Raw genomic sequence first — 25,354 nt, forward strand, 5'->3', positions numbered from 1 at the left:
GCACAAGCCATGTCGCCGGCATGCCGAACCTGTCCTAGACCAGCCTCTCACCTGGATCTGCTAATCAGGAAGCAAAGAAGCACGTCATGGAAGGATCTTTATGCCGCCCGATTCTGGCACTAGCGCACCATGCCATCCAGTTCCATCAGGACGTCGTCAGGTAGGGGGAGTGTCCTTGCCGCAAGGTTTTCCTTGAGATGGGTGATTGAGGTCGTCCCAGGGATAAGAAGGACGTTAGGCGCCCGTTGGAGGAGCCAGGCCAACGCCACCTGGTTTGCCGAGGTCTCCAGGCGCTTGGCCACAACAGTCAACGTTTCGGACTGTAGCGGCGAAAAACCGCCCAGCGGGAAGAACGGGACATAGGCGATACCGTCGCGGGCCAGTTCATCGATCAGCTGGTCATCCGCGCGATGGGCCAGGTTGTATTGGTTTTGCACGCATGCGATGTCGCACATGCGCCGTCCTTGCGCGACTTGGGCATGGGTCACGTGACTCAGGCCGATATGGCGAATCAGGCCCTTGTTCTGCAACTCGGCCAGCGCAGTGAGCGGCTCTTCGATTGAACCCTCGGCCGGCTGCATAGGATCGATCATCATCCTTAGGTTGACCACATCGAGCCTCTCGATGCCCAGGTTGCGCAAATTGTCGTGCACTGCCTGCTCCAGTTCGGCAGGCGACGAAGCCGACAGCCAGGACGCGTCGGCGCCTCGTCGGGCGCCAACCTTGGTGGCGATGATCAGGCCGTCGCGATAGGGATGCAATGCCTCGCGGATCAACTGGTTGGTGACATGCGGGCCGTAGAAATCACTGGTGTCGATATGGTTTACGCCGGATTCGACCGCAGTTCGCAGAACGGAAAGTGCCGCTGCTTTATCGGCAGGCGGACCAAAGACGTGCGGCCCTGAAAGTCGCATGGCGCCGTAGCCCATACGATTGATTGTCAGGTCGCCGAGGCGATAAGTCGTTGGTTGCTTAGACACGGTGGACCTCCTTTGGGATGGGGAGTCCACTGTAGGCAAGGATGCGCCGTTCGATAAGCTTCTATAATCAGCACAACCTGTACGAAAATTTGCACAATGAAAGCTGACCTCGCCGACCTCAATGCGTTCATTGCCGTCGCACGTGCGAAAGGCTTTCGCGACGGCGCGCGTTCGACTGGCGTCAGCGCCTCCGGCCTGAGTGAGGCCGTACGCCGGTTGGAGGCACAACTAGGCGTACGTCTGCTGAACCGCACCACCCGGAGCGTGGTCCCGACTGAAGCGGGCAAGCGCCTGTTGGCGCGCCTCAGCCCAGCACTGACCGAGGTCGAAGCCGCGCTCGACGAAGTGAATGATTTTCGCAACCGTCCCGCCGGCACGCTGAAGTTGAACGTACCTGTCAGTGCGGCACGGCTGGTGCTGCCGACCATCGTACCGGCTTTCCTGGCCGCCTATCCCGACATACAGCTGGAAATTATTGCGGATGAAAGCCTCGTCGACGTGTTGGCCGCAGGCTGCGATGCCGGCATCCGCTATGACGAGCGCCTCGAACAAGACATGATTGCGGTGCCTATTGGGCCCCGGGTGCAGCGATTCGCTGCCGCTGCTGCGCCTTCCTACCTCGACAAACGCGGGCGTCCCGAACATCCAAGCCAGTTGCTCCAGCATGATTGCCTGCGCATGCGCTTTGGCGGCCGCGCCGTGCAGCCATGGGAATTCAAGTGCAACGAAGAATCAGTGAAGGTGGATGCCGATGGTCCGTTGTTGGTCGAGCGTTCCGGTGCCGCCGACTTGCTAGTGGACGCGGCTAGGGCAGGAAGCGGCATCATCTACCTGTTCGAAGACTGGCTGCGCCCACATCTGGAGAGCGGCGCACTGGAAGCCGTGCTGGAACCATGGTGGCAATCCTTCTCGGGCCCTTTCCTCTACTACCCAGGACGACGCCTCGTCCCACCGCCATTGCGCGCTTTCATCGACTACATCAAGAACGGCGCCGTCACGTAAAGCTCCCCCAACGGAATGCACGTCGCTGTACGATCTGGTATTACGTATCGACCGGATTTCTTGGATAGCCACACCGCCTGCGAACCCCTTTCGTTTCGTCGGGATTCATTGCCCATGGCCGGCGCCTGGGCTATCGTTCGTCCTGGTCCGAAGCGGCTGTGCAAACGCATGCGGCTGGGCTGCCTCCACAAAAGGAAGAGGAGAGATCGTTTCGCTCTCCCGCATTTCCGCGCGCAACCGCGCACCATTCCGGCCCGGTGATGGGTGCCTCCAGGTTGCACCGTACCGGGCGATCCTTGACGTAGTTTGTTTGGAGAGTGTCTTCCATGCCCGCATTCCGTTCCGAAACCGATTCGATGGGCGCCATCGATGTGCCCGCAGATCGCTACTGGGGCGCGCAGACGCAGCGTTCCACCATTAATTTCCCGATCGGGGTGAGCCGCTTTCGCTGGCAGCGGCCGGTGATTCGCGCGCTGGGCATCCTCAAGCGCGCGGCGGCCGAGGCCAATGCGGAACTTGGCGAACTGCCGCCGGACATCGGCCGGCTGATCGTGCAGGCGGCCGATGAGGTCATCTCCGGCAAGCTGGATGAGCACTTCCCGCTGGTGGTGTTCCAGACCGGGTCCGGCACGCAATCGAACATGAACGCCAACGAGGTGATCTCCAACCGGGCCATCGAGATTGCCGGCGGGGAGCTCGGCAGCAAGAAGCCGGTGCATTCGAACGATCACGTGAACCGCGGCCAGAGCTCCAACGACACGTTCCCCACCGCCATGCACATCGCCGTGGTCGAGCAGATCCATACCAAGCTGCTGCCGGCGGTAGGCGCCTTGCGCGATACCCTGGCCGCCAAGGCGCAGGCATACCAGGACATCGTCAAGACGGGCCGCACCCACCTGCAGGATGCCACGCCCATCACCCTTGGCCAGGAAATCAGCGCCTGGGTGGCGCAGATCGATTTTGGCCTGAACGCGGTCAAGACGGCTGAGCCGGGCTTGCTGGAGCTGGCCATCGGCGGCACGGCGGTGGGCACCGGGCTGAACGCGCATCCGCAGTTCGGCGCGCGCGCGGCGGCCTATATCGCCGCGCTGACCGGCCATCCGTTTGTCGATGCGCCCAACAAGTTCTTCGCGCTCTCCGCGCACGACGCGCTGGTGCAAACCTCCGCCGCGCTGCGCACGCTGTCCGGCGGCCTGATGAAGATGGCCAACGACGTGCGCTGGCTGGCCTCGGGCCCGCGCTGCGGCATTGGTGAGCTCAACATCCCCGAGAACGAGCCGGGCTCGTCGATCATGCCGGGCAAGGTCAACCCGACCCAGTGCGAGGCCATGACCATGGTGTGCGCGCAGGTGTTCGGCAACGATGCCACGGTGGCCTTCGCCGGCAGCCAGGGCAACTTCCAGCTCAACGTGTACAAGCCGGTAATGGTCCACAACGTGCTGGAAAGCATCGAGCTGATCGCCGACGCCTGCCTGGCCTTCAACGACCATTGCGCGCTCGGCATCGAGCCGAACCTGCCGAAGATCGCGGAGAACCTCGACAAGAACCTGATGCTGGTGACGGCGCTGAACCGCCATATCGGCTACGACAAGGCGGCCGCCATTGCCAAGAAGGCGCACAAGGAAGGACTGACGCTGAAGGCCGCCGCGCTGGCGCTGGGCTATCTTACCGAGGACGAATACGCGCGCTGGATCGTGCCTATCGAGATGACGCATCCGAACAAGGATTGAGCGGCCACCATTGAGACCCCAAGCTTCCGGCGCGCACCGTGACGCGCCGGAGCTGGATTGCCAATAGCAGCGGGCAAACGGCAGGTCGGCCGGTAGACCTTACATATGGAAGTTCAGCGTCATCACCACTGAACGACCCGGCGCCCACGTCGCGTAGATCGGGTACGCGGCGGAGTAGTACTTCTTGTCGAAGAGGTTCTGCACGTTCAGTTGCACATCCACGGTCTTGGAGACGCGATACGTCGCCACCGCATCGAAACGCGCGTAGCCCGGCGTCCACTTGCGCGACGTTGCCGAGACCGAGGCGTAGGTCAGGCTGGAGATCGTGGCGCCGCCGCCGATCGACAGCCTCGGCAGCACGTCGTAGTACGTCCACAGCGTGACGTTGTGCTTGGGCACCATCACCATCGGTAGCCCGGATGCCGAGGCGTTGGCGGAGCCGGCGTCGATCGTGATGGCATCCAGGTAGGAGTAGCCGCCGAACACGCGCCACTTGCTGGTGAGGTTGCCGGCCATGCCCAGTTCCGCGCCGCGCACGCGTTGCTTGCCCGCGTTCACGATGCCGCCCAGGCCGTCACTGACGCGCGCATTGGTCTTGTCCGTCTGGAACAGCGCCGAGGTCAGCGACAGGCGGCGGTCCAGCGTGTCCCATTTGGCGCCCACTTCGATGTTGCGGCTGCGCTCGGGCGACAGGTCCTGGTTGGTCTTGGTGATCTGGTCGGTACCGCCACCCAGGCCGCTGTTGGCGCCCGGCGGATTGGCCGAAGTCCCGTATGAGGCATACAGACTGACCGTGTCGATTGGCTTGAACACCAGGCCAAGCTGGTAGCTGAACAGGTTGGCGGTGTTCTTCAGGTCCGGCGTGCCGGCCTGCACGGCGGTGACGTCGAAGCGGTCGAAGCGCGTGCCGGCGTTGAACAGCCAGCGATCGCTCAGCTTCACGCTGTCGAACAGGTAGGCGGACGAGACATTGGTGCGGGTGCTGGTGGGCGCGCCGGGGAAGCTCTTGTCTGCGTTGAGCACGGTGCTGCCGGTCCACGGTGCATTGGCATTCCAGGCGCCGATCGCGGTGCAGTTGTAGGCGATCGTGCAGGGGCCACCCGTGCGGATATTGTTGCCCGCGCTGTCGCTCACCAGGTAGCCCTCATACAGGCTGCGCTCCCAGCTGAATTCCACACCGGCCGTGAGCGTGTGCTGCATGCCAAGCAGCGTGGCCTTGCCGGACAGCTCGGTCTGGTTGGAGACGCTGTTGGTAGCGTACTTCCCGCTCTTGGCTTGCAGCTGGAGGAGGTTCGCGCTGGCGTTCAGGAACTGCGGGTTGGTGGCGATGTAGTCCAGCGTGGAACGGCCGAACATGGTGGTGTTGCGCACCTTCCAGTTGTCGTCCACGCGGTGCTCGATGCGGATCTCGCCGGTGTCCGTCTGCCCGCGGCGGTAGTCGCGGTTGTTCAGGCCGTAGAACTGCGAGCGCTGGATGCTGGTTCCCGCCCCGGGCGTGCCGCCGGTCGAGCGGAAGGGCACGCTGAAGTCCGGCATGTCGTAGGTGTTGACGTGGTAGTAGCTCAGCGACACCGTGGTCGGCGTGTTCAGCCCGAACGCGACCGACGGCGCCACGCCCCAGCGCTTGCTGTAGACATCGTTGCGCCCGGCCTGGTTGGCGTCGTGGCCCATCACGTTCAGGCGCACCGCGGTCTCGTCGTTGAGGCGGCGGTTGACGTCGAGCGTGGCGCGCTTGTAGGCCTCGGTGCCCAGCCCCAGGCTGGCATTGGTGAAGTCATCCGCCTTGGGCATCTTGGTGACGATGTCGATGCTGCCGCCAACCGCGCCACGTCCCGCATACACCGAATCCGGGCCCTTGATGACGCTGATCTGCTCTACCGCGAAGGTCTCGCGGTTCTGCACGCCGGAGTCGCGCATGCCGTCGACAAAGATCGAGTTGCGCGACTCGAAGCCGCGGATCACCGGACGATCCGCGGAGGGGTTCGCCGCGGCGTCGCCGCCCAGGAAGGTGATGCCCGGCACGGTCTTCAACGCATCGGCGAAGGTCGTCGCGTTGGTCTGCTTGAGCAGTTCCTCGGGAATCACCGTGACCGAGCGCGGCGTATCCAGCAACGGTGCGACGAACTTGTACGAGGGCAGGCGCTTGGCCTGGAGCGGCGAATCGGCGGTGATAACGGCGGTGGGCAAGGTGGCTTCCTTCGCGTTGCCGGCGTCGGCGGCGGATTGCGCGAAGGCCGGCGTGGCGGCGAGAAAACCTGTGCAGTAAATGGCACCAGCGGACGCGAGCAAACGCGCGCGCGTCTTCAAGGGAGCAGTCATGATTTCAGTGTGGCGAGGGGAGTCGATGCGCGCACGGGGCGCGGAAGATGCCTGGCGTGCAAGGAACAACCGGCGAGGCCAGGAATATAAATCAATGTTTTGGATGATAACGAGAATGCGAGTGATTCGCAATTGCGAGAAAGTGTAGCGACTCCGTCACTGTTTGTAAATGTATGTTTAAGAGGGTTTGTGCTGAATGACGGCCAAGGCGGCGTATGGTGTTCAGTGAAAACCCTAGGAAGTTCGCCCTTGCCCTGGCCTGGAAACGAGGTCTAGAATATTTCATATCGCGAATACAAATTCGCAATCCGAATAAAAAGGGGCGTCTCAGGGCGCGGGGCTGAATCAAGGAGGTGCCGTTGGCTGGCACTTTTTCTTAGCCCTACCATGCGAATAAAAATTCGCAATCCGAATTTTAAGAGGCCCGGCAGCAATGCCGATCCGTATCCACCCAATTTGAGCGAGGGCTTTCCTCTGTCTGTTCATCAAATTAAAATTCGGAATCCGAACTCGATTCCGGGTTTGCATCAAGAACGAAGAACTGACAGTGGAGATTGACATGGCTACCGAGAACTCCGTCCCGAGCGCATCGAAGGCGAGCAGCGCGGGCGACGCATCCAAGAACACGGTGCAGTCGCTGGCGAAGGGCTTTCGCATTCTCGAAGCGTTCACGGCGCAGGAACCCGAGCTCACCATGGCGGAAGTCGCGCGCCGATCCGGGCTGGACAATGCCACGGCCTTTCGTTTCCTCAACACGCTGGTGGATATCGGCTACGTGCAGCGCGTGCCGGACACGCGGCTGTTCCGGTTGTCGCTCAAGGTGCTGGACCTGGGCTTTGACGCCATCGCCCATGCCGACCTGCGCACACGGGCAAGGCCGATCCTGCGTGCGCTGGTGGGGGAGATCAATGAAGCTGCCTCCATCGGCGTGCTGGATGGCCCGGACGTGCTTTACGCGGAACGGATCCAGGCCGGACTGACGCGGCTTGGCGTGGATATCCGCATCGGCAGCCGGGTGCCGGCCTATTCCACGGCCGTGGGCTACGCCATCCTGGCGTGGCTGCCGCAGGACATGCAGGCCCGCGTGCTGGACGCCCAGCCCCGGCAGAAGCTGACCGACCACACGCTCACCGAGCTCGACACCATCCTCGAGCGGCTCAAGACCGTGCGGGCCAAGGGCTATGCGTTGTCGGACCAGGAAACGGTGTCCGGCCTCTATGTGGTGGCCGCGCCGGTGCTGGATGTGGACGGCGTGCCGGTTGCCGGCCTGAGCGTGGCGGCGCCGGCCATGAATACCTCGCTTGACGATTTCGAATCGGCCACGGCCCCGGCGGTAGTGCATGCCGCTAGCGAGCTGGCCCGTGCGCTGCAACCCTCCGGCGGATTCATTCCGCCAACCTTGATACCCACCCGAACGCGCAAATAGCGCAAGCCACACCAGGAGACGAACGTGCCTGATATCAATTTCCACGGCATCATTCCCGCCATCGCGGTTCCCTTCAACGCGGACTACAGCATCAACGAGCCGGAGCTGCGCCGGTTTGCCAGGTGGCTGGGCGGCCAGGCTGGCGTGACCGCGTTGATGACCAATGGCCACACCGGTGAAGTCTTCTCGCTGACGCCGCGCGAGCGCGCCCAAGTGACCCGCATCACCGCCGACGCCACCCAGGGCATCTGCCCGGTGATCTCGTCGGTGGTCTGCGAAGGCATCAACGACGCCGTGGAACAAGCTGGCTGGGCCAAGGAAGCGGGCGCCGCCGGGCTCGATATCATGCCGCCGCACCACTGGCTGCGCTTTGGCTTCAAGCCGGAGCATTGCCTCGACTACTTCAACGCCATCGGCAAGGCCAGCGGGCTGCCCCTGGTGGTGCATATCTACCCGGCCTGGACCCGTGGCTCCTACTCGTCGGAGCTGCTCGCGGAACTGGCCAAGCTGCCCTATGTGAAGGCCTTCAAGATGGGCGAGCGCGAAATGAACAAATACGCGCGCGACATCAAGGAGATCCGCGCGGCCGATCCCACCAAGGTGCTGATGACCTGCCACGACGAATACCTGCTGTCATCGATGGTGCAGGGCATCGACGGCGCGCTGGTCGGCTTTGCCTCGCTGATTCCCGGCCTGATCAACGACCTGCTCAAGGCGGTCAAGGCCGGCGACCTGCATGAAGCCATGCGCGTGCAGGCGCTGATCAACCCGCTCAAGGACGCGGTGTACGGCGCCGGCGAGCCCACGGGCGAAGCCCATGGCCGCATGAAGGCCGCCATGGCGCTGGCCGGCATCCTGCGCGATGGCACGGTGCGCCCGCCGACCCACGCACCGTCGGCCGCCGAGCTGGCCGCGATCAGGGCCGCGCTGGAACACGCCGGCGTGACGCGCCAAGTGGCTGCCTGAGCCTGAACCACGTCCGCCCGCGTCGGACCCACGTCTGACCCGGACCGGTACCGGCGCGCCATCCCGGCCCGCGGCCAGCGTGCCGGGGCCAAGCCGCCGGCCATGCAATCCAAAGGGGCTTTGATGAGCCAATCCATGCAAGACGACGACACGCCCGCGGCGCGGACCAGGCACGCCCTGGTCACCGGCGCCAGCTCCGGTATCGGCGCGGCCATTACCCGGCGGCTGCTGTCGGCGGGCTGGACGGTGACCGGGCTGGACCGCTCGCCGGCACCCAGCGTAGCAGGCTTCAACGGGATCGAAGTCGACCTGACTGATGCCGCAAAGCTTGCCGCCGCCGTGGCCACGTTGCCCCAGGTCGACGCCATCGTCCATGCCGCGGGATTCATGCGCACGGCTGTGCTCGGCGAGCTGAACCCCGAGGACGGCGAGGGCATGTGGCGTATCCATGTGCAAGCCGCCTGCGTGCTGGCCAACGCGCTGATGCCAACGCTGCCGGATGGCGCGCGCATCGTGCTGATCGGCAGCCGCACGGCGGCGGGCGCGCCAGGGCGCAGCCAGTACGCCGCGACCAAGGCGGCGGTGGTGGGCATGGCGCGCTCCTGGGCCGCGGAGCTGGCGCCACGCGGCATCACCGTCAATGTGGTGGCTCCGGGCGCGACCGAGACCCCGATGCTGAACGACCCGGGCCGCAAGGGCACGCCCCCGCGCACGCCGCCGATCGGGCGCTTTATCCGGCCCGATGAAGTGGCTGGGATGGTGAGCTTCCTGCTCGGGCCGGATGCCGGCGCCATCACCGGGCAGCAGATCCTGATTTGCGGCGGCGCTTCGCTGTAGTGCCGCCAGCCGACGTATCGAACCGCCTGATTCGCTGATTACCGAAAGACACCGAAATACATCGGAATACCGAAATACATCGGAATACCGGAACACCGGAATACCGGAACACTAGAACACTGGAGACAAGCCATGTCCGTGCGCATCATTGACATCCGCGAAGTGACGAAGCCGATTTCGTCGCCCATCCGCAATGCCTATATCGATTTCTCGAAGATGACGAGCAGCCTCGTCGCCGTGGTGACCGACGCGTTTCGCGACGGCAAGCGCGTGATTGGCTACGGCTTCAACTCCAATGGCCGCTACGGCCAGGGCGGCCTGATCCGCGAGCGTTTTGCGCCGCGTATCCTGGCGGCCGATCCGGCTTCGCTGCTGGACGACGCCGGCACCAACCTTGACCCCAACCGCGTGTGGGCCGCCACCATGTCCAATGAGAAACCGGGCGGTCATGGCGAGCGCTCGGTCGCGGTCGGCACCATCGATATGGCGGTGTGGGACGCGGTGTCCAAGATCGCCGGCGTGCCGCTGTTCCAGTTGCTGGCCGAGCGCCACGGCGTCAGCGCCAACCCGCGCGTGTTCGTCTATGCCGCCGGCGGTTATTACTATCCGGGCAAGGACCTCGGCGCGCTGCGCGCCGAGATGCGCTCCTACCTGAAGCGCGGCTACAACGTGGTCAAGATGAAGATCGGCGGCGCCAGCCTGGAGGAAGACAGCGCGCGCATCGAGGCCGTGCTGCAGGAAATCGGCCCGGACGCGCAGCTCGCCGTGGACGCCAACGGCCGCTTTGACCTGGACACCGCCATCGCCTACGCCAAGATGCTGCGCGACTATCCGCTGTTCTGGTACGAGGAAGCCGGCGATCCGCTGGACTACCACCTGCAGGCCACGCTTGCCGAGTACTACCCCGGCGCCATGGCCACCGGCGAAAACCTGTTCAGCCACCAGGACGCCCGCAACCTGATCCGCTACGGCGCCATGCGCCCGGACCGCGACTACCTGCAGTTCGACTGCGCGCTGTCCTACGGGCTGGTGGAGTACGAGCGCACGCTGGAAGTGCTGAAGACCTTTGGCTGGTCGCCAAGCCGCTGCATCCCGCACGGTGGCCATCAGATGTCGCTCAATATCGCCGCCGGCCTGGGCCTGGGCGGCAACGAGAGCTACCCCGACCTGTTCCAGCCTTACGGCGGCTTCCCCGATGGCGTGAAGGTGATCGACGGCCATATCACCATGCCGGAGCTGCCAGGCATCGGGTTTGAGGGCAAGGCGGATCTGTATGCGCAGATGTCGGCGCTGGCGCAGCCTTGAGAACGGACAAGAAAACGGACAAGAAATAAGCGCGCCCCGCCAAGGAGCGCACCTGCAGTCGAGACAGGAGACAAACCATGCTGTTCCACCGGATTTTCCGCAGTGCCGCCGGCGCGTTGCTGGCCTGCGCGGCCGCCAGCGCTTTCGCGCAGGGTTACCCCAACAAAGCCGTGCGCGTCATCATTCCGTTCCCGCCCGGCGGCCCCACCGACACCGTCGGCCGCATGCTGGCGCAAAAGCTCTCCGAGCAAACCGGCCAGAGCTTTATCGTCGACAACCGGCCCGGCGGCCAGGGCATCATCGGCGCCGACGCGGTGGCCAAGGGCACGGCGGACGGCTACACGCTGCTGTTCAGCGCCTCCACCTTCACCACCACGCCCATGACCCTGAGATCGTCGCCTTACGACGTGATCAAGGATTTCGTGCCGATCGCGCTGGTCGGCAAGGGGCCGCTGGCGGTCAGCGTCAACAAGAACCTGCCGGTGAAGAACATCAAGGAGCTGATCGCCTACGCGCAGGCGCATCCCGGCAAGATGTCGTTCGCGATTGGCTCGCAGGCGTCCGCGGGGCATTTGTCCACGGAGCTGCTCAAGCGGGCAGGCAAGATCGACTACCTGGTGGTGCCGTACAAGGGCTCCGCGCCCGCTTACCAGGACCTGATCGGTGGCGCCATCGATGGCTTTATCGATCCCGTGCTCGGCGCCTTGTCCTATCACAAGAGCGGCATGGTGCGCGTGGTCGCGGTGACCTCCAAGGACAGGCTGCCTTCGATGCCCGACGTGCCGACCGTTGGCGAGACGGTGCCGGGCTATGAGTTCTACTCGTGGTATGGCCTGTGGGGTCCGGCCAAGCTGCCGGCCGATGTGACCAGGCGGCTCAACGCCGAGGTCAACAAGGCGCTGGCGTCCGAGCTGCGCGGCAGGCTGGCCGAGCAGGGCTACCTGCTCTCGCCAGGCACGCCGGAAGACTTCGCCCGCTTCGAGAAGGAGGACATGGAGCGCTCCGCCAAGATCGTGGCCGAAGCCAGGATCCGCGCGGAGTAAAGCGCCCACGCGCTCGCCTGCCGCGATGTCAGGACTTAGGCCGCCAGCGCCAGGTCCGCGATCACTGCGGCGAGGAAGCGCGCGGCCTCGCCGCCTGTGACCACCCGATGATCGAAGGTCAGGCTGAGCGGCAGGATCCGGTGCACGACGGGCATGCCGCCGGCCGCAACCACGGCATCGTGGATACGGCCGGCGCCCAGTATGGCCACGGTTGGCGGCACCACGATCGGCGCCGCGTACTTGCCGGCGATCATGCCGAAGTTGGACAGCGTGATGGTGTTGCCGCGCATCTCCTCGGGGGCGATCGTGCGCGCGCGCACATCCGCGCGCATGCGGTCCAGGCCGCGCCGCAGGTCCGCCGCGTCGCGCTTGCCGGTATCGCGCAGCACCGGCACGAACAGGCCTTCGGGCAGGTCGACCGCAATCCCCACGTCGATGCGCGCCGGCACATGGCGGCGCCCGGTCTGGCTTTCATACCAGGCGTTGAGGCCGGGCTCGGCGCGGCAGCCCGCAACCAGTGCGCGCACCAGCCGGATGGTGGTGTCGGTGCCGGGCGCCCAGGCATGGATATCGGCGTCGTCGATCACGGTCGCCGCGGCGACCTCGCTTTGGGCGCGCGCCATGTTCAGCGCCATGGCGCGCCGCACGCCGCGCAGGACTTCCGGTGGCCCCAGGTCCGCCAGCGTCGCGGCGACGCGGCGCACATCGGCGGCGCTGATGATGCCGTCCGCGCCCGTTGGGGTGACCATCGCCAGGTCCACGTCGAGCTGGCGCGCCAGGGCGCGCACGGCCGGCACGGCCCGCACCGCGCCGCCGCCACGGGACAGGGCGGCGGGCGCTTCCGCGACCACCTGCGTGCCGACTTTGACATCGCCCACCACCGCGCCCGCGTCCTCTTGCCCGCCGGCGCCTTCGAAGCCCGCCAGCGGCGCGCCAAGGTGCACGATCTCGCCCGGCTGGGCAAACAGCTTGGCGACCTGCCCGGCGTAGGGCGACGGTATCTCGACGATCGCCTTGGCGGTCTCGACCGAAACCAGCGGCTGGTCGGCCGCCACCGTGTCACCGGGTTTGACGTGCCATTCGGTGATCTCGGCCTCCTGCAGGCCTTCGCCCAGGTCGGGCAACTTGAAGATCTTCATCAACGCTCCCGGGAAAAAACGTCAGGCGGCCATGGCCTTGCGGGCCGCGTCGGCAATCCGCGCCACGCTGGGCAAGTACGTGTACTCGAGCCTGGCCATCGGCACCACGGTGTCGTAGCCGGTGACGCGCTGCACCGGCGCGGCCAGCGAGTACAGCCCCGCATCGGCAAGGTTCGCCGCGATCTCGGCACCGAAGCCGGCGCTGCGGGGGGCCTCGTGGACGATGACGCAGCGGCCTGTCCTGGCGACCGATTCCAGGATGGTGTCCATGTCGAGCGGCTTGAGCGTGGCGACGTCGATGACGGCGGCGGCGATGCCTTCGTCCAGCAGCAGGTCAGCCGCCGCCTGCGTCTCTTGCAGCATCGCCCCCCAGCTCACCAGCGTGATGTCGTCGCCGTCGCGCAGCGTGAAGCAGGTATCGAGCGGCAGCGCCTCGCCGTTGTCCGGTACTTCCTCGCGGAACAGGCGGTATAGCCGGGTGGGTTCGAGGAACACCACCGGGTCGGGGTCGCGCATGGCCGCCAGCAGCAGGCCGTAGGCGCGCGCCGGGGTGGACGGTATGACCACCCGGATGCCGGGGATATGGGCAAACATCGCCTCGGGGCTTTCGGAGTGATGCTCCGGCGCATGGATGCCGGCGCCATAAGGCGAGCGCAGCACCATCGGGCAGCTCAGCCTGCCGCGCGTGCGGTGACGCAGGCGGCCGGCATGATTGATGATGTGGTCGATGGCCGGGTAGATAAAACCGGTGAACTGGATTTCCGCCACGGGCGCCAGCCCCATTGCCGCCATGCCGATCGCGGCCCCGGCGATACCGGACTCGGCCAGCGGCGTATCGATCACGCGCTCGGCGCCAAAACGGGCTTGCAGCCCCGCCGTGGCGCGGAACACGCCGCCATTCACACCAATGTCCTCACCCAGCAGCACCACGCGCGGGTCGTGTGCCAGCGCATGGCCCAGCGCCTGGTTGACGGCTTCGACCAGATTGATTTCAGCCATGATCCTGCTCGCTCTCGTTGTCCTTGTCCTTGTCCTTGCCCTTGTCCTGGGCCCCCGGGGCAAAGCGATGCGCGGTGGCGACTTGCCCCGCCAGTGCCTTGGGCAGGCTGGCATACAGGCAATCGAACATCGCCGCCGTCTCCGGCAGGGGCGTTGCCAGGTAGGCCTGCACCGCGGCCGCCACTTGCGCCGCGCAATCCTTGGCAAGCGCGTCTTCGCGTGGCGCATCCCAGGCGCCAAGGCGCAGCAGATAGTTGCGCAGCCTGGCCACCGGCTCCAGCAGCCAGTGCTGCCTGACCTGTTCGCTGTCACGGTAGCGCGAGGCATCGTCCGCCGTGGTGTGGTCGCCAAGCCGGTAGGTGATCGCTTCGATCAGCGTGGCGCCGCCGCCGCTGCGCGCCCGTTCCAGCGCGTCGAGCGTGACCTGGCGCACCGCCACGACATCGTTGCCATCCACCTGCAGCCCTGGGATACCGGCCGCGATGGCCTTTTGCGCGAGCGTGCGCGCGGCGGTCTGCTGACTGCGCGGCATGGAGATCGCCCACTGGTTGTTGTTGACGACCAGCACAAGCGGCGCATGCCAGGCGCCCGCCATATTCATGCCTTCGTAGAAATCGCCTTTCGACGTGCCGCCGTCCCCGAGCAGGCAGACCGCGGCGCGCGGCTCGCGGCGCAGCTTCATCGCGTAGGCGATGCCCGCAGCGTGGCAGACCTGGTTGCCGATGGGCACGCAGTTCGCAAAATCATGCGGCGCCGCCGCGAACGCATTGCCGCGCTCGTCGCCACCCCAATACAGCAGGCTCTCGGTCATGGAGACCCCGCGCTGGAACTGCGCGGCGTGATCGCGGTAGGACGGCACGAGCACGTCTTGCGCGCGCATGGCGCTGGCAACGCCGACGCCGACGGCCTCCTGGCCAAGCGCCGAGGCGAACGTGCCGATCTGGCCGGTGCGCTGCAGCGCAATGGCCTTGAGGTCGAACTGGCGGGTGAGCACCATGGCCCGGTAGAGCGGGAGAAGAGCCTCGGGATCGAGCGCAAATGCAGGCAGCGCTTGGGTCGGCTCACCTTGTGGATCGAGAAACTGCGTGTACTCGATGTCGAATGTCGCGACGGTCGCCATGCTATGCCCTTTATTCTTGTGTTCCAGTCGTTGCACTGGGGGCTGTCTTCTCTTCTTTTTTCTCTTTTCTCTTTTCTCTTCATTTGTGCGCGTTCCGGATCATGGAGCGCGCAACGCGCACGCGGCACCTGCACGTCAATGCTTGGGGCCCTTCATCATCTCGGCTTCCCAGGCCGCCATCCGCTCCTCGCCGGCCTCGATCGGATCCATGGCCTCGTCCACCGAAGCCGCCGCGCGCTCGGCGTCCGCGTTGGCTTCTTCGGCGGGGGATTCGAAGTCCTCGTCCTCAAAGCTTGGCGGCCTCAGCATGTCCGCAAGCATGGCGGCCAGCTCAGGTGTATCCCATGGCTCACTGCGCTGCTTTTTCCTCTTGATGTAGTGCCTGACTTCCGCATCCTGTTCCGGGGTCAGAGGAAGACCGCGAAAGGTGCGTTGAGGGCCATCGGCGTCCATCATGGCGCTCCGGAGGGTTGTCTCGTTTTCAGTGTAGCCCTATTGCAGGGATTGGGGCGATTGTGACGATGACGGCAATGTGGGGTACCGCCCGGTCGCCCGCGGCAACAGGCACCGTGCCCACAGCGGGCCAGGCGCATGGTTCAACGCATTCCCAGTGCTCGCAACAACGATCCGTACGCGATCCGTAAGGCGTGCCGCCGCGATTAGTAGCATGGATACCCGTTGAGATAAATAGGACAAGTACGAATTTACGCTAAAAGTGATATTTTTTAAGAAATTGCAATCATGATATTTATGACATAAAAGAATCCGTTTAGAGTCCTGCGTCAGGGTCGATCAAGCTGACAACGGAGAAGACATGGGCGCTATCGACGAATTCGATGCATACGATGCATACGGCGCAAGGCTGCCCGGGCGCCAGGCCTACCATCTGGACGTCCCCCGCGCGGCCAGCGCGGCCGAACTGTCGATGGTGTCGTTCGAGGCGGTCGAGCGATTGGGAGAGCTCTACACCGTCACCATCCGGCTAACCCACCCGCTGGAACTCGACCGGGCCGAATACCTCAATCGGGATGCCACCTTCGTGATTGACCCCGGCGACGGCAGCGAACCGCGCCGCTTCGCGGGGTGGATCTCGGCGTTCTCGCGCACGAAGCGCACGCGCGATTTCTTCGCCTACGAGATCGTGCTCAGGCCACTGGCCGCGCGGCTCGAACTCGTGCGGACCACGCGCATCTACCAGAACAAGACGGCCCCCGAGATCATCGAGGCCATCCTGCGCCGGCACGATCTCCGGGGCCACCAGTTTCTCCTCAAGCTGCGCCGCAAGTACACCCAGCACAAGTTCCGCTTCCAGTACCAGCTATCCGACTGGGAATATGTCCAGTTGCTGATGCGCCAGGAGGGGCTGTATTGCTACTTCGTCCCGGGAAAGTTCGGCGAGATGATCGTCTTCGGCGACGACATCGACCACTACGTCTACCTGCCGGAGCTGCGCGTGCCCTATCGCGAGACCGCCGGGCTGGAAGCCGGCATCGAGGCGGTATCCGACATCCAGGTGCACGCCAAGACCGTGCCCGAATCGGTCCTGGTCGCCGACTACAACCCGGAGCAGGCGTGGGAACCCATCAGGGGTGAGGCCAACGTCGCGCGCAAGGACAAGACAACCTACGGCCAGCAGTATATCTACGGCACGCATCATCTGGACACGGCCGAGGCGAAGTGGGAGGCGCAACTGCGCCACGAGGCCCTGCTGGCCGGCCAGCTGATCTATGCGGGCGAGAGCAACGTGCTCAGACTGCACTCCGGCGGCATCCTGCGCATGGACGAGCCATTGGCCGAAGCCCCCAACGGGCAGGTCATCACCGAAGTCATCCACACCGGGGGGCGCGACGCGGCTTACCGCAACACCTACAAGGCCATCCCGTCGGACCGGCGCTTTCGCCTGCCGCTGGACGAGGAAAACTGGCCGAAGATAACGGGCACGCTGAGCGCGCGCATCACCTCGCCCAACCAATACAAGCACGCGTACCTGACCAAAGCGGGCCACTACATCGTCCGCTTCGATTTTGATTTTGAGCCGTGGCCCAAGGGCATGGAAAGTGCGGCCATCCCCCTGGCAAAGCCGTTTGCCGGCGGCCTGCAAACCGGGTTCCACTTCCCGCTCATCGACGGCACCGAAGTCGCCATTGCCTTTCGCGACGGCAACCCGAACAAGCCTTATATCGCGCACGCGCTGCATAACAGCCGGCAGGAGGACCTGATTACCACGCAGGACCGGTGGCAGTCGCGCAATCTCATCGAGACGCAGAGCCGCAGCAAATTCCAGATTGAAGACTGGAAGGACGAGGAACACGTCCATATTTCCACTGAGCATTCGGGCAAAAGCCAGCTGACCCTGGGGCATATGGTCACGGCCAAACGCCAGAAGCGCGGTGAAGGCTTTGAGCTGCGCACCTCTGGCTGGGGTGCGATCCGGGGTGGCAAAGGGGTGTTGATTTCGGCGGATGACCAGCCGAATGCCGGTGGACAGCAGCTCGATATGGAGGCTGCGCAGAACCTGCTGCAGCAAGCCCTCCAGCTGAGCGAAGCGCTGGCCTCGGCTGCCAATGCGGCGCAAGCGGTGGCCGCGGACTACAACCGGCAGAAAGCCCTGCTCGGCGATACGCTGACGGCGCTGAACAAGGCCGGGATACTTGTCAGCGCACCGGCGGGCATCGCGCTGGCCTCGGGCTCCGACTTGCAACTGACGGCCGCCCAGAACCTGATCGCCACCGCTGGCGGCCATGCCGACATCAGCGTGCTCAAGCGTTTCACGGTTGCGGCAGGTGAACGGATATCCATGTTCGCGCAGAAGCTCGGCATCAAGCTGTTTGCGGCAAAGGGCAAGGTCGAGATCCAGGCACAGAGCGACGAGATGCGCTTGCTGTCGGATAAGAACATGACGATCAGCAGTGCAAACGGGCGCGTCGTGATCGAGGCCAGGGAGGAGCTGCTGCTCAAGTGTGGCGGCTCCTATCTTCGCCTGTCGTCCACGGGCATCGAGGACGGCACGCGCGGGGACCGGACCATCAAGTCGGCTGCGTTCAGCCGTCAGGGGCCGGCTTCGCTCGCTGAATCGATGAATACGTGGAAGCACGCCGATTTTGACGAGCAATACGCGCTCAAATGGCCCTTCGATGGCCGGCCCGTCAGCAATCGCGCGTTCTCCATCATTCGCGAAGACGGCAGCGTGATTCGTGGCACCACCGATGCCGAAGGGAAGACGGGTCTGCAGAAGAGTCTTTTCGTGGATGGACTGCGCCTGCGCATCGATCCGGAGTGAATGGCTGTCGGCATGCAGTGCACCTTCACAACCACAACCACGCAGAAGCAAACCGGAGCAACTTCGTATGGCCACCGTTGAACGCGTTATCCCACCCGCTATAGCTGATGATGGATCGGTGCATTACTCGTCCGTCATGTCGCCGTCCGACGACAGCATTGCCGTATGTCACATGGTGCCCGACAGGGTCATACCCGTGATCTTTGTGCCGGGTGTGATGGGCACGAACTTGATGGGTAGTGACGGAAAACACGTGTGGCTCGTAAACGGGAAGGGGAGTGTGTCAAAGGCGTGGGCGATCCGCGGTCCGGATAAGCGAAAGCGGGTACTTGATCCCAAGAAAACCCAGGTCTATGCCGGTGGCGCCATCCCGCAAGGCACACACCAGAACGATGCCGAACTGAAGCGCCGCGGGTGGGGTGAGGTCGGCTTCATGAGCTATGGCACGTTCCTACCCTGGCTCGAGAATGCGCTCAACGATGCCGATCAGTGCAAGACGGGCGAGCGTGCGCGGCTGATGAAGACCCTTGTGGCAAATGCACCCGGCGTCGAGTTACTCACTCACGATGAGGTCGCACTCTCCTATAAATACCAGCTCCCTTTGCATGCCGTAGGTTACAACTGGCTCCAGTCGAATGCGGAGTCCGCAAAGCGATTGGACGGGAAGATCCAGGAGTTCATGGCGTACTACCGGAGCAAGGGCTATATGTGCGACTACGTGATCATCGTGACGCATTCGATGGGGGGCCTGGTTTCTCGCTACTACTCCGAAATGATGGGCGGGAGCAAGCATGTGCTGGGAATCGTGCACGGCGTCATGCCTGCCACAGGATCCGCTACAGCCTATAAACGGGTGAAGGCAGGCACGGAGATGCCGGCCGGGATCGCCTTGGGCGTCAATGCCGCGGAAATGACTGCCGTGTTCGCCCAATCACCCGGGCCCCTGCAATTGCTGCCCAGCCCGGAGTACGGGATGGGTTGGCTCAAGCTCAAGGACGGCAAGGATACGGTCGGCTTGCCCAAGGCGGACCCCTACGAAGAAATCTATACCGCGCGCGGTAAGTGGTGGGGTTTGTGCGATGACAAGCTCATCAATCCGCTGGATCCGAAGAAGGCCACGATTGATCAGGATTGGAATACGTTCGTCGAATTAATTCGACGACCGGTAAAGGAGTTCCAAACAAGAGTCAGCGGGAAGTACCACACAACCACCTACGCATTCTATGGAGACGATTCGGGGCATAAGACGTGGGGCGACGTGGTCTGGGAGCGGCGGATCTCCAGTGCTCTCCGGTTGTTCGATGCGTATCCCAAAGTTGACGATCTCGCGGCCGGACGGGTCTTGCAGGATTTGGGAAGGGGCGAACAGACAGTGCACCAGCACACTGGCGGCAGACCGTTGGCGACAGGCTTCCTGTTGGAGGGTGCCGCAGAGAATGGGGATGGCACGGTGCCAATCCGATCCGGCGCCGCCCCGGGCCGAAGAGTCAAGGCTTGCGTGCCATATCCGGGCGTCGATCACGAAGGTGCGTACAAGAACAGGCCGCAACAGCTCTTTGCCCTTTGGGCGATCACCAAGATTGCCTGTGGCGTTGCGAAGACCTCGATGGCCTACAAGTCATGAACAGAGCAACCACGGCAGCCATCGCCTGTCTCGCGCTATGCCTGACAGCCTGCAATCGGCCCAAGCCATTAACGCACGAGGAGAACAAGACCGTGAACGAACTGACAGCCAATCTCGCTCCGCGCTGCGTGGGACGTTACCTGATCGACATGCCTGCCGATGTTTTTGTGTTTGGAGGCATCACGGTGGACCGGGTTCCTATTGAGGTGACGGCGATGCCGGAGGATCAGTTTCAGCGGGAGGCCGCCTCGCGCGAGGCGGCGTTGAAGGGCACCAGGAGTGCCGATGCTTCCCCGTTTTTGTATGCAAGCGGTGAGGTGTCGGGCGCGGCTACGCGATACTTCATTCATCGGGGCGATGTACTTGCTCATCCAGCCAGCCGGGTCATCGAAGCTTACAAGTGGGACCGGGGCTTTCAGATCAAGATGAAAATGGAGGGGTGGGATTACACCAACCCGGATCGAACCAACGACTCGCTTGTCAAGTTAATCACTCCTAAGAACATCGTTCCGGAACTGCGCGCCCTCGTATTCGACCTGCTGAAACGCGTGCGTGGCCGACCGGAAAGTGAGATTCCGTCCGAGCCCGGGGTGTGCTTTTTTGGTGGGTTCCTGCCAGGCAAGGCGGGCGCCACGGAAAACCTTTGGACCCAATTCGTGCTGCATGACAAGATCGACGTGCGTGTCGTTCTGGAGACGGACTCCGATATTCGAGAGCCAACCACACTGCTGCAACGCGGCGACAGCATCAACGCGGCGCTCAAGGAAAGCGAGGGCCGCACAATTCGAAAGGGGCCGGTGGACTTGCCTGGATTGCCGGCAGAGGAATGGCTGATGGCGGGAATCACCACGCGAGATGTGCCTGGACACCATCTGGCGCTGGAGGCGAACTCCAGGATTGGCAGTGCGCAAACGCCCTTGGTCATTTTGGAACTGGATACGGGTTCGCACAACAAAGTGCTACGCGATCCTATCGAAAAGGCATCGCTGACCGAGGGCGAAGCCGTTGCGCTCTGGGACGCGGTCTCGCGAACCTTGCGCCCGCGTCCAAACGGCTTCTGACGTCGGACAAGCCATGAGGAGCGCAACCACGTTGGCCATCGCCTGTCTCGCGCTATGCCTGACAGCCTGCAATCGGCCCAAGCCATTAACGCAAGAGGAGAACAAAACCGTGAACGAACTGACAGCCAATCTCAGTCCGCGCTGCGTGGGACGTTACCTGATCGACATGCCTGCCGATGTCTTTGTGTTTGGAGGCATCACGGTGGACCGGGTTCCTATTGAGGTGACGGCGATGCCGGAGGATCAGTTTCAGCGGGAGGCCGCCTCGCGCGAGGCGGCGTTGAAAGGCACCAGGAGTGCCGATGCTTATCCGTTTTTGTATGCAAGCGGTGAGGTATCGGGCGCGGCTACGCGATATTTCATTCATCGGGGCGAAGTCCATACTGATCCGGGCGGAAGGGTTATCGAAGCTTACAAGTGGGACCGAGGCTTCCAGATCAAGATGAGAGTGGAAGGGTGGGATTACACCAATCCCGATCAAACTGACGACTCGCTTGTTCAGAAGATGACAGTCAAGAACAACATTCCTGCACTGCGCGCCCTCGTATTCGACCTGCTGAAACGGGTGCGTGGCCGACCGGAAAGTGAGATTCCGTCCGAACCCGGAGTGTGTTTTTTTGGTGGGTTCCTGCCGGGTAAGGCAGGTGCCACGGAAAACCTTTGGACCCAATTCGTGCTGCATGACAGGATCGACGTGAGTGCCGGCCTGGAGACGAGTTCCGATATTCGAGAGCCAACGACGCTGCTGCAACGCGGCGACAGCATCAACGCGGCGCTCAAGGAAAGCGAGGGCTGCACAATTCGAAAGGGCCCGGTGGACTTGCCTGGATTGCCGGCAGAGGAATGGCTGATGGCGGGGATGACCTCGCAAGATGTACCTGGACACCATCTGGCGCTGGAGGCGAACTCCAGGATCGGCAGTGCGCAAACGCCCTTGGTCATCCTGGAAATGGATACTGGATCTGAAAATAGAGTGCTACGCGATCCTATCGAAAAGGCATCGCTGACCGAGGGCGAAGCCGTTGCGCTATGGGACGCGGTCTCGCGAACCTTGCGTCCGCGTCCGAACGGTTTCTGACGTCGGACAAGACATGAGGAGCGCAACCACGTTGGCCATCGCCTGTCTCGCACTATGCCTGACAGCCTGTAATCGGCCCAAGCCATTAACGCAAGAGGAGAAAAAAACCGTGAACGAACTGACAGCCAATCTCAGTCCGCGCTGCGTGGGACGTTACCTGATCGACATGCCTGCCGATGTCTTTGTGTTTGGAGGCATCACGGTGGACCGGGTTCCTATTGAGGTGACGGCGATGCCGGAGGATCAGTTTCAGCGGGAGGCCACCTCGCGCGAGGCGGCGTTGAAGGGCACCAGGAGTGCCGATGCTTACCCGTTTCTGTATGCAAGCGGTGAGGTATCGGGCGCGGCTACGCGATATTTCATTCATCGAGGCGATGTTCTTGCCGATCCAAGTAGACGAGTTATCGAGGCTTACAAGTGGGATCGGGGTTTCCAGATCAAGATGCAGACAAAAGGGTGGGATTACACCAACCCGGATCAAACCAGCGACTCGCTTGTCGAGTTAATCACTCCCAAGAACATCGTTCCGGAACTGCGCGCCCTCGTATTCGACCTGCTGAAACGCGTGCGTGGCCGACCGGAAAGTGAGATTCCGTCCGAACCCGGAGTGTGCTTTTTTGGTGGGTTCCTGCCGGGCAAGGCAGGTGCCACGGAAAACCTTTGGACCCAATTCGTGCTGCATGACAAGATCGACGTGCGTGTCGTTCTGGAGACAGACTCGGATATTCGAGAGCCAACGACACTGCTGCAACGCGGTGGCAGTATCAACGCAGCGCTCAAGGAACGAGAAGGCCGGACGATTCGAAAGGGCCCGGTGGACTTGCCTGGATTGCCGGCAGAGGAATGGCTGATGGCGGGAATCACCACGCGAGATGTGCCTGGACACCATCTGGCGCTGGAGGCGAACTCCAGGATTGGCAGTGCGCAAACGCCCTTGGTCATTTTGGAGCTGGATACGGGTTCGCACAACAAAGTGCTACGCGATCCTATCGAAAAGGCATCGCTGACCGAGGGCGAAGCCGTTGCGCTATGGGACGCGGTCTCGCGAACCTTGCGCCCGCGTCCGAACGGTTTCTGACATTCCCCCAAGCCATTGACTTAACAGGAGAACGGAGCAGTGAACGAATTGAAATCCAATCTCGGTCCGCGCTGCGCGGCATGCCATGGCTGTTGATTTCTCGCTTTTGCCGAAGGAAGAGCCGGAGCCTGCCGATTCGCCGTCGCTGTTGATCTGGACGATCGTGTTTCTCGTCATGGCGCTGGCGTGCGCAATCGCGATCCTGCTGTCATGGCCGAAAGATCTGCCCACGCATACGTGGAAATTCTGGGCAAGCCTGATCCTCTTCCCGGTGGGGATACCTGCGTGGATAGTACTGCGCCGGTATAGCCATCATGAGGGCCACAGACTTGACGTGCTGATGCGCAACGAAGCGATCCGCGGGTATAACGAGCGCGTCTTCGCCCTGGCGGCGCGTCCCTTGGCCTTGCTCGGTGCGGCCCATCGTTTTTCGTCGGACCAGAACGAGAACGCAACGGGCACCATACGGTCCGGCACGGTCAGGCTGGAGACCCAAAAGCCGATCGCTAGCGACAGTGGACCCACGAAGGCTCGCTGGCTGGTGGTGCCTGGCGTACCGCTTGAGCCTGGTGGAAAGGAGGCAGACGCTCGCCGTCATCGCGAGGTGACGCGATGGTTGTATTCGGAGCTACTGGCCGATCTTGCCAGCCGCATCCAGTCCTTGCCTTCGCGGGTTGATCTGAGCGTTTGTCTGTGGGTGTCGGGAGGATTGCTTCGCAAGGATCATGTGGCGCTCTGGCAAGAGTGCTGGCGAGAACATCGGCTTCGAGATATGCGCCTGTCCGAGGAGACTGAACCCGCCGGCCTCGATGTTCTCGACGGTTGGCTTGATCAGGTTGCTGGCGGCGAGGGGCGCGAGGCGAGGTTGATTGTCGCCATTCAGCTGTATCCATTGCTGCGCAAGACGCCGCCCGCCGGTGTGGCGGAAGCGGGAGTTGCGCTTCTTCTCATGCCAGGCGAACAGGCCAGCCGGCTACAAGTGGTGTCTGAGGCAAGCCTGCATCGCCCGGTACGCGTTCCGTTCGACCAGTCGGATGGCGCTTTGTCGCATGCCGTGAAATGGGGCGATATCACTGCCGCGGAAATTCCCGGCGGCTGGCAGACAGGCCTCGATGCAACGCAGGCGGGGGTGTTGCGTGAGGCTGCCGTGCGTCTTGGGCTGAGCGCCCGGCCAACAGACCTCGACCAGACCGTCGGGCATGCCGGCGCCGCCGCACCCTGGCTCGCGATAGCTTGCGCCGCTGGTTCGCTATCCGTTGAGGTCCAGAGTCAGATTGTCTTTGCCGGTCAGCCTGGCGGTGTGGATTCTGCGGTCGTGCGCTCGGTAGCGCGCGCGTAGCGGCTGGTTTGACCCTACCGTATTCGTCCGAGGTTATGACGGGTTCGCCAAATCACATCGAACTGGAAAGGGTTGTCGTACCGATGCAGTCCGATGGACGGCAAATGAGGAGTTGGTTTTGACAAAACGTTACGACATCACCAGAGGTGATTCGACGACCTCTGGTGGCACTGTGGAGGGCGGGGGCCGGGATGACAAGGTGGGAGATCGCGAGCAGGCTTATGAGGGCGATCCCGTCTGGTGTCCAGTCTGCAAAACGGTGGGACGGATCGTTTGTGCCGGGCCACGCCTGTCTATGACGGGGCCTGACGGGCGACAAGCCGCACTGAGCGATGACCTCTGTGTCTGCCGCTGTGACCCGAGCCCTCGACTGATAGCGTCACAGCACGCGTCGTACATGGATGTCTGACAACGCCGCGTGCTGGCGGCCCGGCCACCTGTGAGGACATCAAGTGTCCCGATTGCGGCCCAAAGCATGGGCATGAACTTATCTCCCGAACAATGAAGAAGCTGCGGATCGACCTGACCTCGACACTTGTTCTCGCACTGGTAGTCGCCGGTGCCATCTTGATGTGGGGCGAGCACGCGGGTATCAAAACGCTCGAAGCGCAAGGATTTTGGCTATCGGTGGTCGCTGTTGGCGCCATTGTGCTGGCCATTGTCGTGTCGTTGGATCGCCTGGGCCGCTGGTGGGATGCCCTGCATGCATTGGGCAAGTGGCTGGATCTTCGGAAATCGGCGACGGCTGGCGCGACACAAGGGAGCATCCTCGCCATCAGTGACCGGAATCGATCGGAGCCGAGTCTGCTGGGGCCATTTCGCCAGGAGTTGCTGCAACGACACGGCCTGCGCTGGCGCTATCGCCAGCCCTGGCTGCTCCTCACCGGCGACGACACGGCCATCGCCCGGCTCCTGCCCGAACTGGCGGAACAAGGCTGGCTGATCACCCCTGACGCGGTGTTGCTATGGAGCAAGACCGGCAAGGAGGGCTGGCCGGAGGCCGACTGGCTCAAGCAGCTCTACCGACT

At 63.3% G+C, this 25,354-nt stretch carries 20 protein-coding genes and 1 pseudogene; 15 read left to right on the forward strand and 6 right to left on the reverse strand.

Going from position 1 to position 25,354, the window contains the following annotated elements:
• Positions 1 to 119 precede the first annotated feature (119 nt).
• Complete coding sequence (locus AC1RWI_RS23425; protein WP_492869075.1) at positions 120 to 980, reverse strand: aldo/keto reductase family oxidoreductase; 861 nt, start codon at positions 978 to 980, stop codon at positions 120 to 122.
• Between the two features lie 96 nt (positions 981 to 1,076).
• Between AC1RWI_RS23425 and AC1RWI_RS23430 the strand changes: the two genes are divergently transcribed.
• Together AC1RWI_RS23430 and fumC are read left to right on the forward strand one after the other, a co-directional pair.
• Complete coding sequence (locus AC1RWI_RS23430) at positions 1,077 to 1,982, forward strand: LysR family transcriptional regulator (protein WP_492869077.1); 906 nt, start codon at positions 1,077 to 1,079, stop codon at positions 1,980 to 1,982.
• 326 nt (positions 1,983 to 2,308) lie between these two features.
• Entirely contained in the window at positions 2,309 to 3,712 is a 1,404-nt protein-coding gene (gene fumC / locus AC1RWI_RS23435; protein WP_043356194.1) for a class II fumarate hydratase, read from the forward strand.
• Between the two features lie 99 nt (positions 3,713 to 3,811).
• Here fumC and AC1RWI_RS23440 read toward each other — a convergent pair whose 3' ends face one another.
• Positions 3,812 to 6,031, reverse strand: coding sequence for a TonB-dependent receptor (locus AC1RWI_RS23440; RefSeq protein WP_492869079.1), 2,220 nt, complete (start codon positions 6,029 to 6,031; stop codon positions 3,812 to 3,814).
• Positions 6,032 to 6,590: 559 nt separating this feature from the next.
• Here AC1RWI_RS23440 and AC1RWI_RS23445 point away from each other — a divergent pair.
• The 5 genes from AC1RWI_RS23445 (at position 6,591) to AC1RWI_RS23465 (ending at position 11,608) form a co-directional block, all read left to right on the forward strand.
• Positions 6,591 to 7,457 carry an IclR family transcriptional regulator gene (locus tag AC1RWI_RS23445; RefSeq protein ID WP_492869081.1) on the forward strand — a complete coding sequence of 289 codons (867 nt, stop codon included), beginning with the start codon at positions 6,591 to 6,593 and terminating at the stop codon, positions 7,455 to 7,457.
• 24 nt (positions 7,458 to 7,481) lie between these two features.
• Positions 7,482 to 8,423, forward strand: a complete 942-nt coding sequence (locus AC1RWI_RS23450) for a dihydrodipicolinate synthase family protein (RefSeq protein ID WP_043356190.1) — start codon at positions 7,482 to 7,484, stop codon at positions 8,421 to 8,423.
• A gap of 135 nt (positions 8,424 to 8,558) precedes the next feature.
• Positions 8,559 to 9,260, forward strand: coding sequence for an SDR family NAD(P)-dependent oxidoreductase (locus AC1RWI_RS23455; RefSeq protein WP_043356188.1), 702 nt, complete (start codon positions 8,559 to 8,561; stop codon positions 9,258 to 9,260).
• A 132-nt stretch (positions 9,261 to 9,392) separates the two neighbouring features.
• Complete coding sequence (locus AC1RWI_RS23460) at positions 9,393 to 10,565, forward strand: mandelate racemase/muconate lactonizing enzyme family protein (RefSeq protein WP_043356187.1); 1,173 nt, start codon at positions 9,393 to 9,395, stop codon at positions 10,563 to 10,565.
• Positions 10,566 to 10,642: 77 nt separating this feature from the next.
• The gene (locus AC1RWI_RS23465) at positions 10,643 to 11,608 is read left to right on the forward strand and encodes a Bug family tripartite tricarboxylate transporter substrate binding protein (RefSeq protein ID WP_043356185.1); all 966 of its coding nucleotides are present in this window, start codon (positions 10,643 to 10,645) and stop codon (positions 11,606 to 11,608) included.
• 35 nt (positions 11,609 to 11,643) lie between these two features.
• Here the strand turns inward: AC1RWI_RS23465 and AC1RWI_RS23470 are convergent, their stop codons facing one another.
• From AC1RWI_RS23470 to AC1RWI_RS23485, 4 genes are all read right to left on the reverse strand, one after another.
• Entirely contained in the window at positions 11,644 to 12,747 is a 1,104-nt protein-coding gene (locus AC1RWI_RS23470; protein WP_043356183.1) for a dihydrolipoamide acetyltransferase family protein, read from the reverse strand.
• Between the two features lie 21 nt (positions 12,748 to 12,768).
• Complete coding sequence (locus AC1RWI_RS23475; protein ID WP_043356182.1) at positions 12,769 to 13,746, reverse strand: alpha-ketoacid dehydrogenase subunit beta; 978 nt, start codon at positions 13,744 to 13,746, stop codon at positions 12,769 to 12,771.
• Positions 13,739 to 14,866 (reverse strand): pyruvate dehydrogenase (acetyl-transferring) E1 component subunit alpha, encoded by a 1,128-nt coding sequence (gene pdhA, locus AC1RWI_RS23480; RefSeq protein WP_492869086.1) that lies wholly within the window; start codon positions 14,864 to 14,866, stop codon positions 13,739 to 13,741. Before pdhA ends, AC1RWI_RS23475 begins: the two co-directional genes overlap by 8 nt.
• 135 nt (positions 14,867 to 15,001) lie before the next feature.
• Positions 15,002 to 15,322, reverse strand: coding sequence for a hypothetical protein (locus AC1RWI_RS23485; RefSeq protein WP_492869087.1), 321 nt, complete (start codon positions 15,320 to 15,322; stop codon positions 15,002 to 15,004).
• A 358-nt stretch (positions 15,323 to 15,680) separates the two neighbouring features.
• Between AC1RWI_RS23485 and AC1RWI_RS23490 the strand changes: the two genes are divergently transcribed.
• From AC1RWI_RS23490 to AC1RWI_RS23525, 8 genes and pseudogenes are all read left to right on the forward strand, one after another.
• Complete coding sequence (locus tag AC1RWI_RS23490; protein ID WP_492869089.1) at positions 15,681 to 18,146, forward strand: type VI secretion system Vgr family protein; 2,466 nt, start codon at positions 15,681 to 15,683, stop codon at positions 18,144 to 18,146.
• Between the two features lie 67 nt (positions 18,147 to 18,213).
• Positions 18,214 to 19,770, forward strand: coding sequence for an esterase/lipase family protein (locus AC1RWI_RS23495; protein WP_492869091.1), 1,557 nt, complete (start codon positions 18,214 to 18,216; stop codon positions 19,768 to 19,770).
• 92 nt (positions 19,771 to 19,862) lie between these two features.
• Positions 19,863 to 20,831, forward strand: a complete 969-nt coding sequence (locus AC1RWI_RS23500) for a T6SS immunity protein Tli4 family protein (protein ID WP_492869093.1) — start codon at positions 19,863 to 19,865, stop codon at positions 20,829 to 20,831.
• 109 nt (positions 20,832 to 20,940) lie between these two features.
• The gene (locus AC1RWI_RS23505; RefSeq protein WP_492869095.1) at positions 20,941 to 21,909 is read left to right on the forward strand and encodes a T6SS immunity protein Tli4 family protein; all 969 of its coding nucleotides are present in this window, start codon (positions 20,941 to 20,943) and stop codon (positions 21,907 to 21,909) included.
• A 109-nt stretch (positions 21,910 to 22,018) separates the two neighbouring features.
• A complete protein-coding gene (locus AC1RWI_RS23510; protein WP_492869097.1) occupies positions 22,019 to 22,987 on the forward strand; it encodes a T6SS immunity protein Tli4 family protein in 969 nt (322 codons plus the stop codon).
• 85 nt (positions 22,988 to 23,072) lie between these two features.
• Complete coding sequence (locus AC1RWI_RS23515; protein WP_492869099.1) at positions 23,073 to 24,326, forward strand: hypothetical protein; 1,254 nt, start codon at positions 23,073 to 23,075, stop codon at positions 24,324 to 24,326.
• A 118-nt stretch (positions 24,327 to 24,444) separates the two neighbouring features.
• Positions 24,445 to 24,735 carry a PAAR domain-containing protein gene (locus tag AC1RWI_RS23520; protein WP_492869101.1) on the forward strand — a complete coding sequence of 97 codons (291 nt, stop codon included), beginning with the start codon at positions 24,445 to 24,447 and terminating at the stop codon, positions 24,733 to 24,735.
• A 92-nt stretch (positions 24,736 to 24,827) separates the two neighbouring features.
• Positions 24,828 to 25,354 (forward strand): annotated as a pseudogene (locus AC1RWI_RS23525) (ImcF-related family protein); the annotation flags it as partial.

The sequence above is a fragment of the Cupriavidus sp. MPR-AND1C genome (assembly GCF_058809705.1).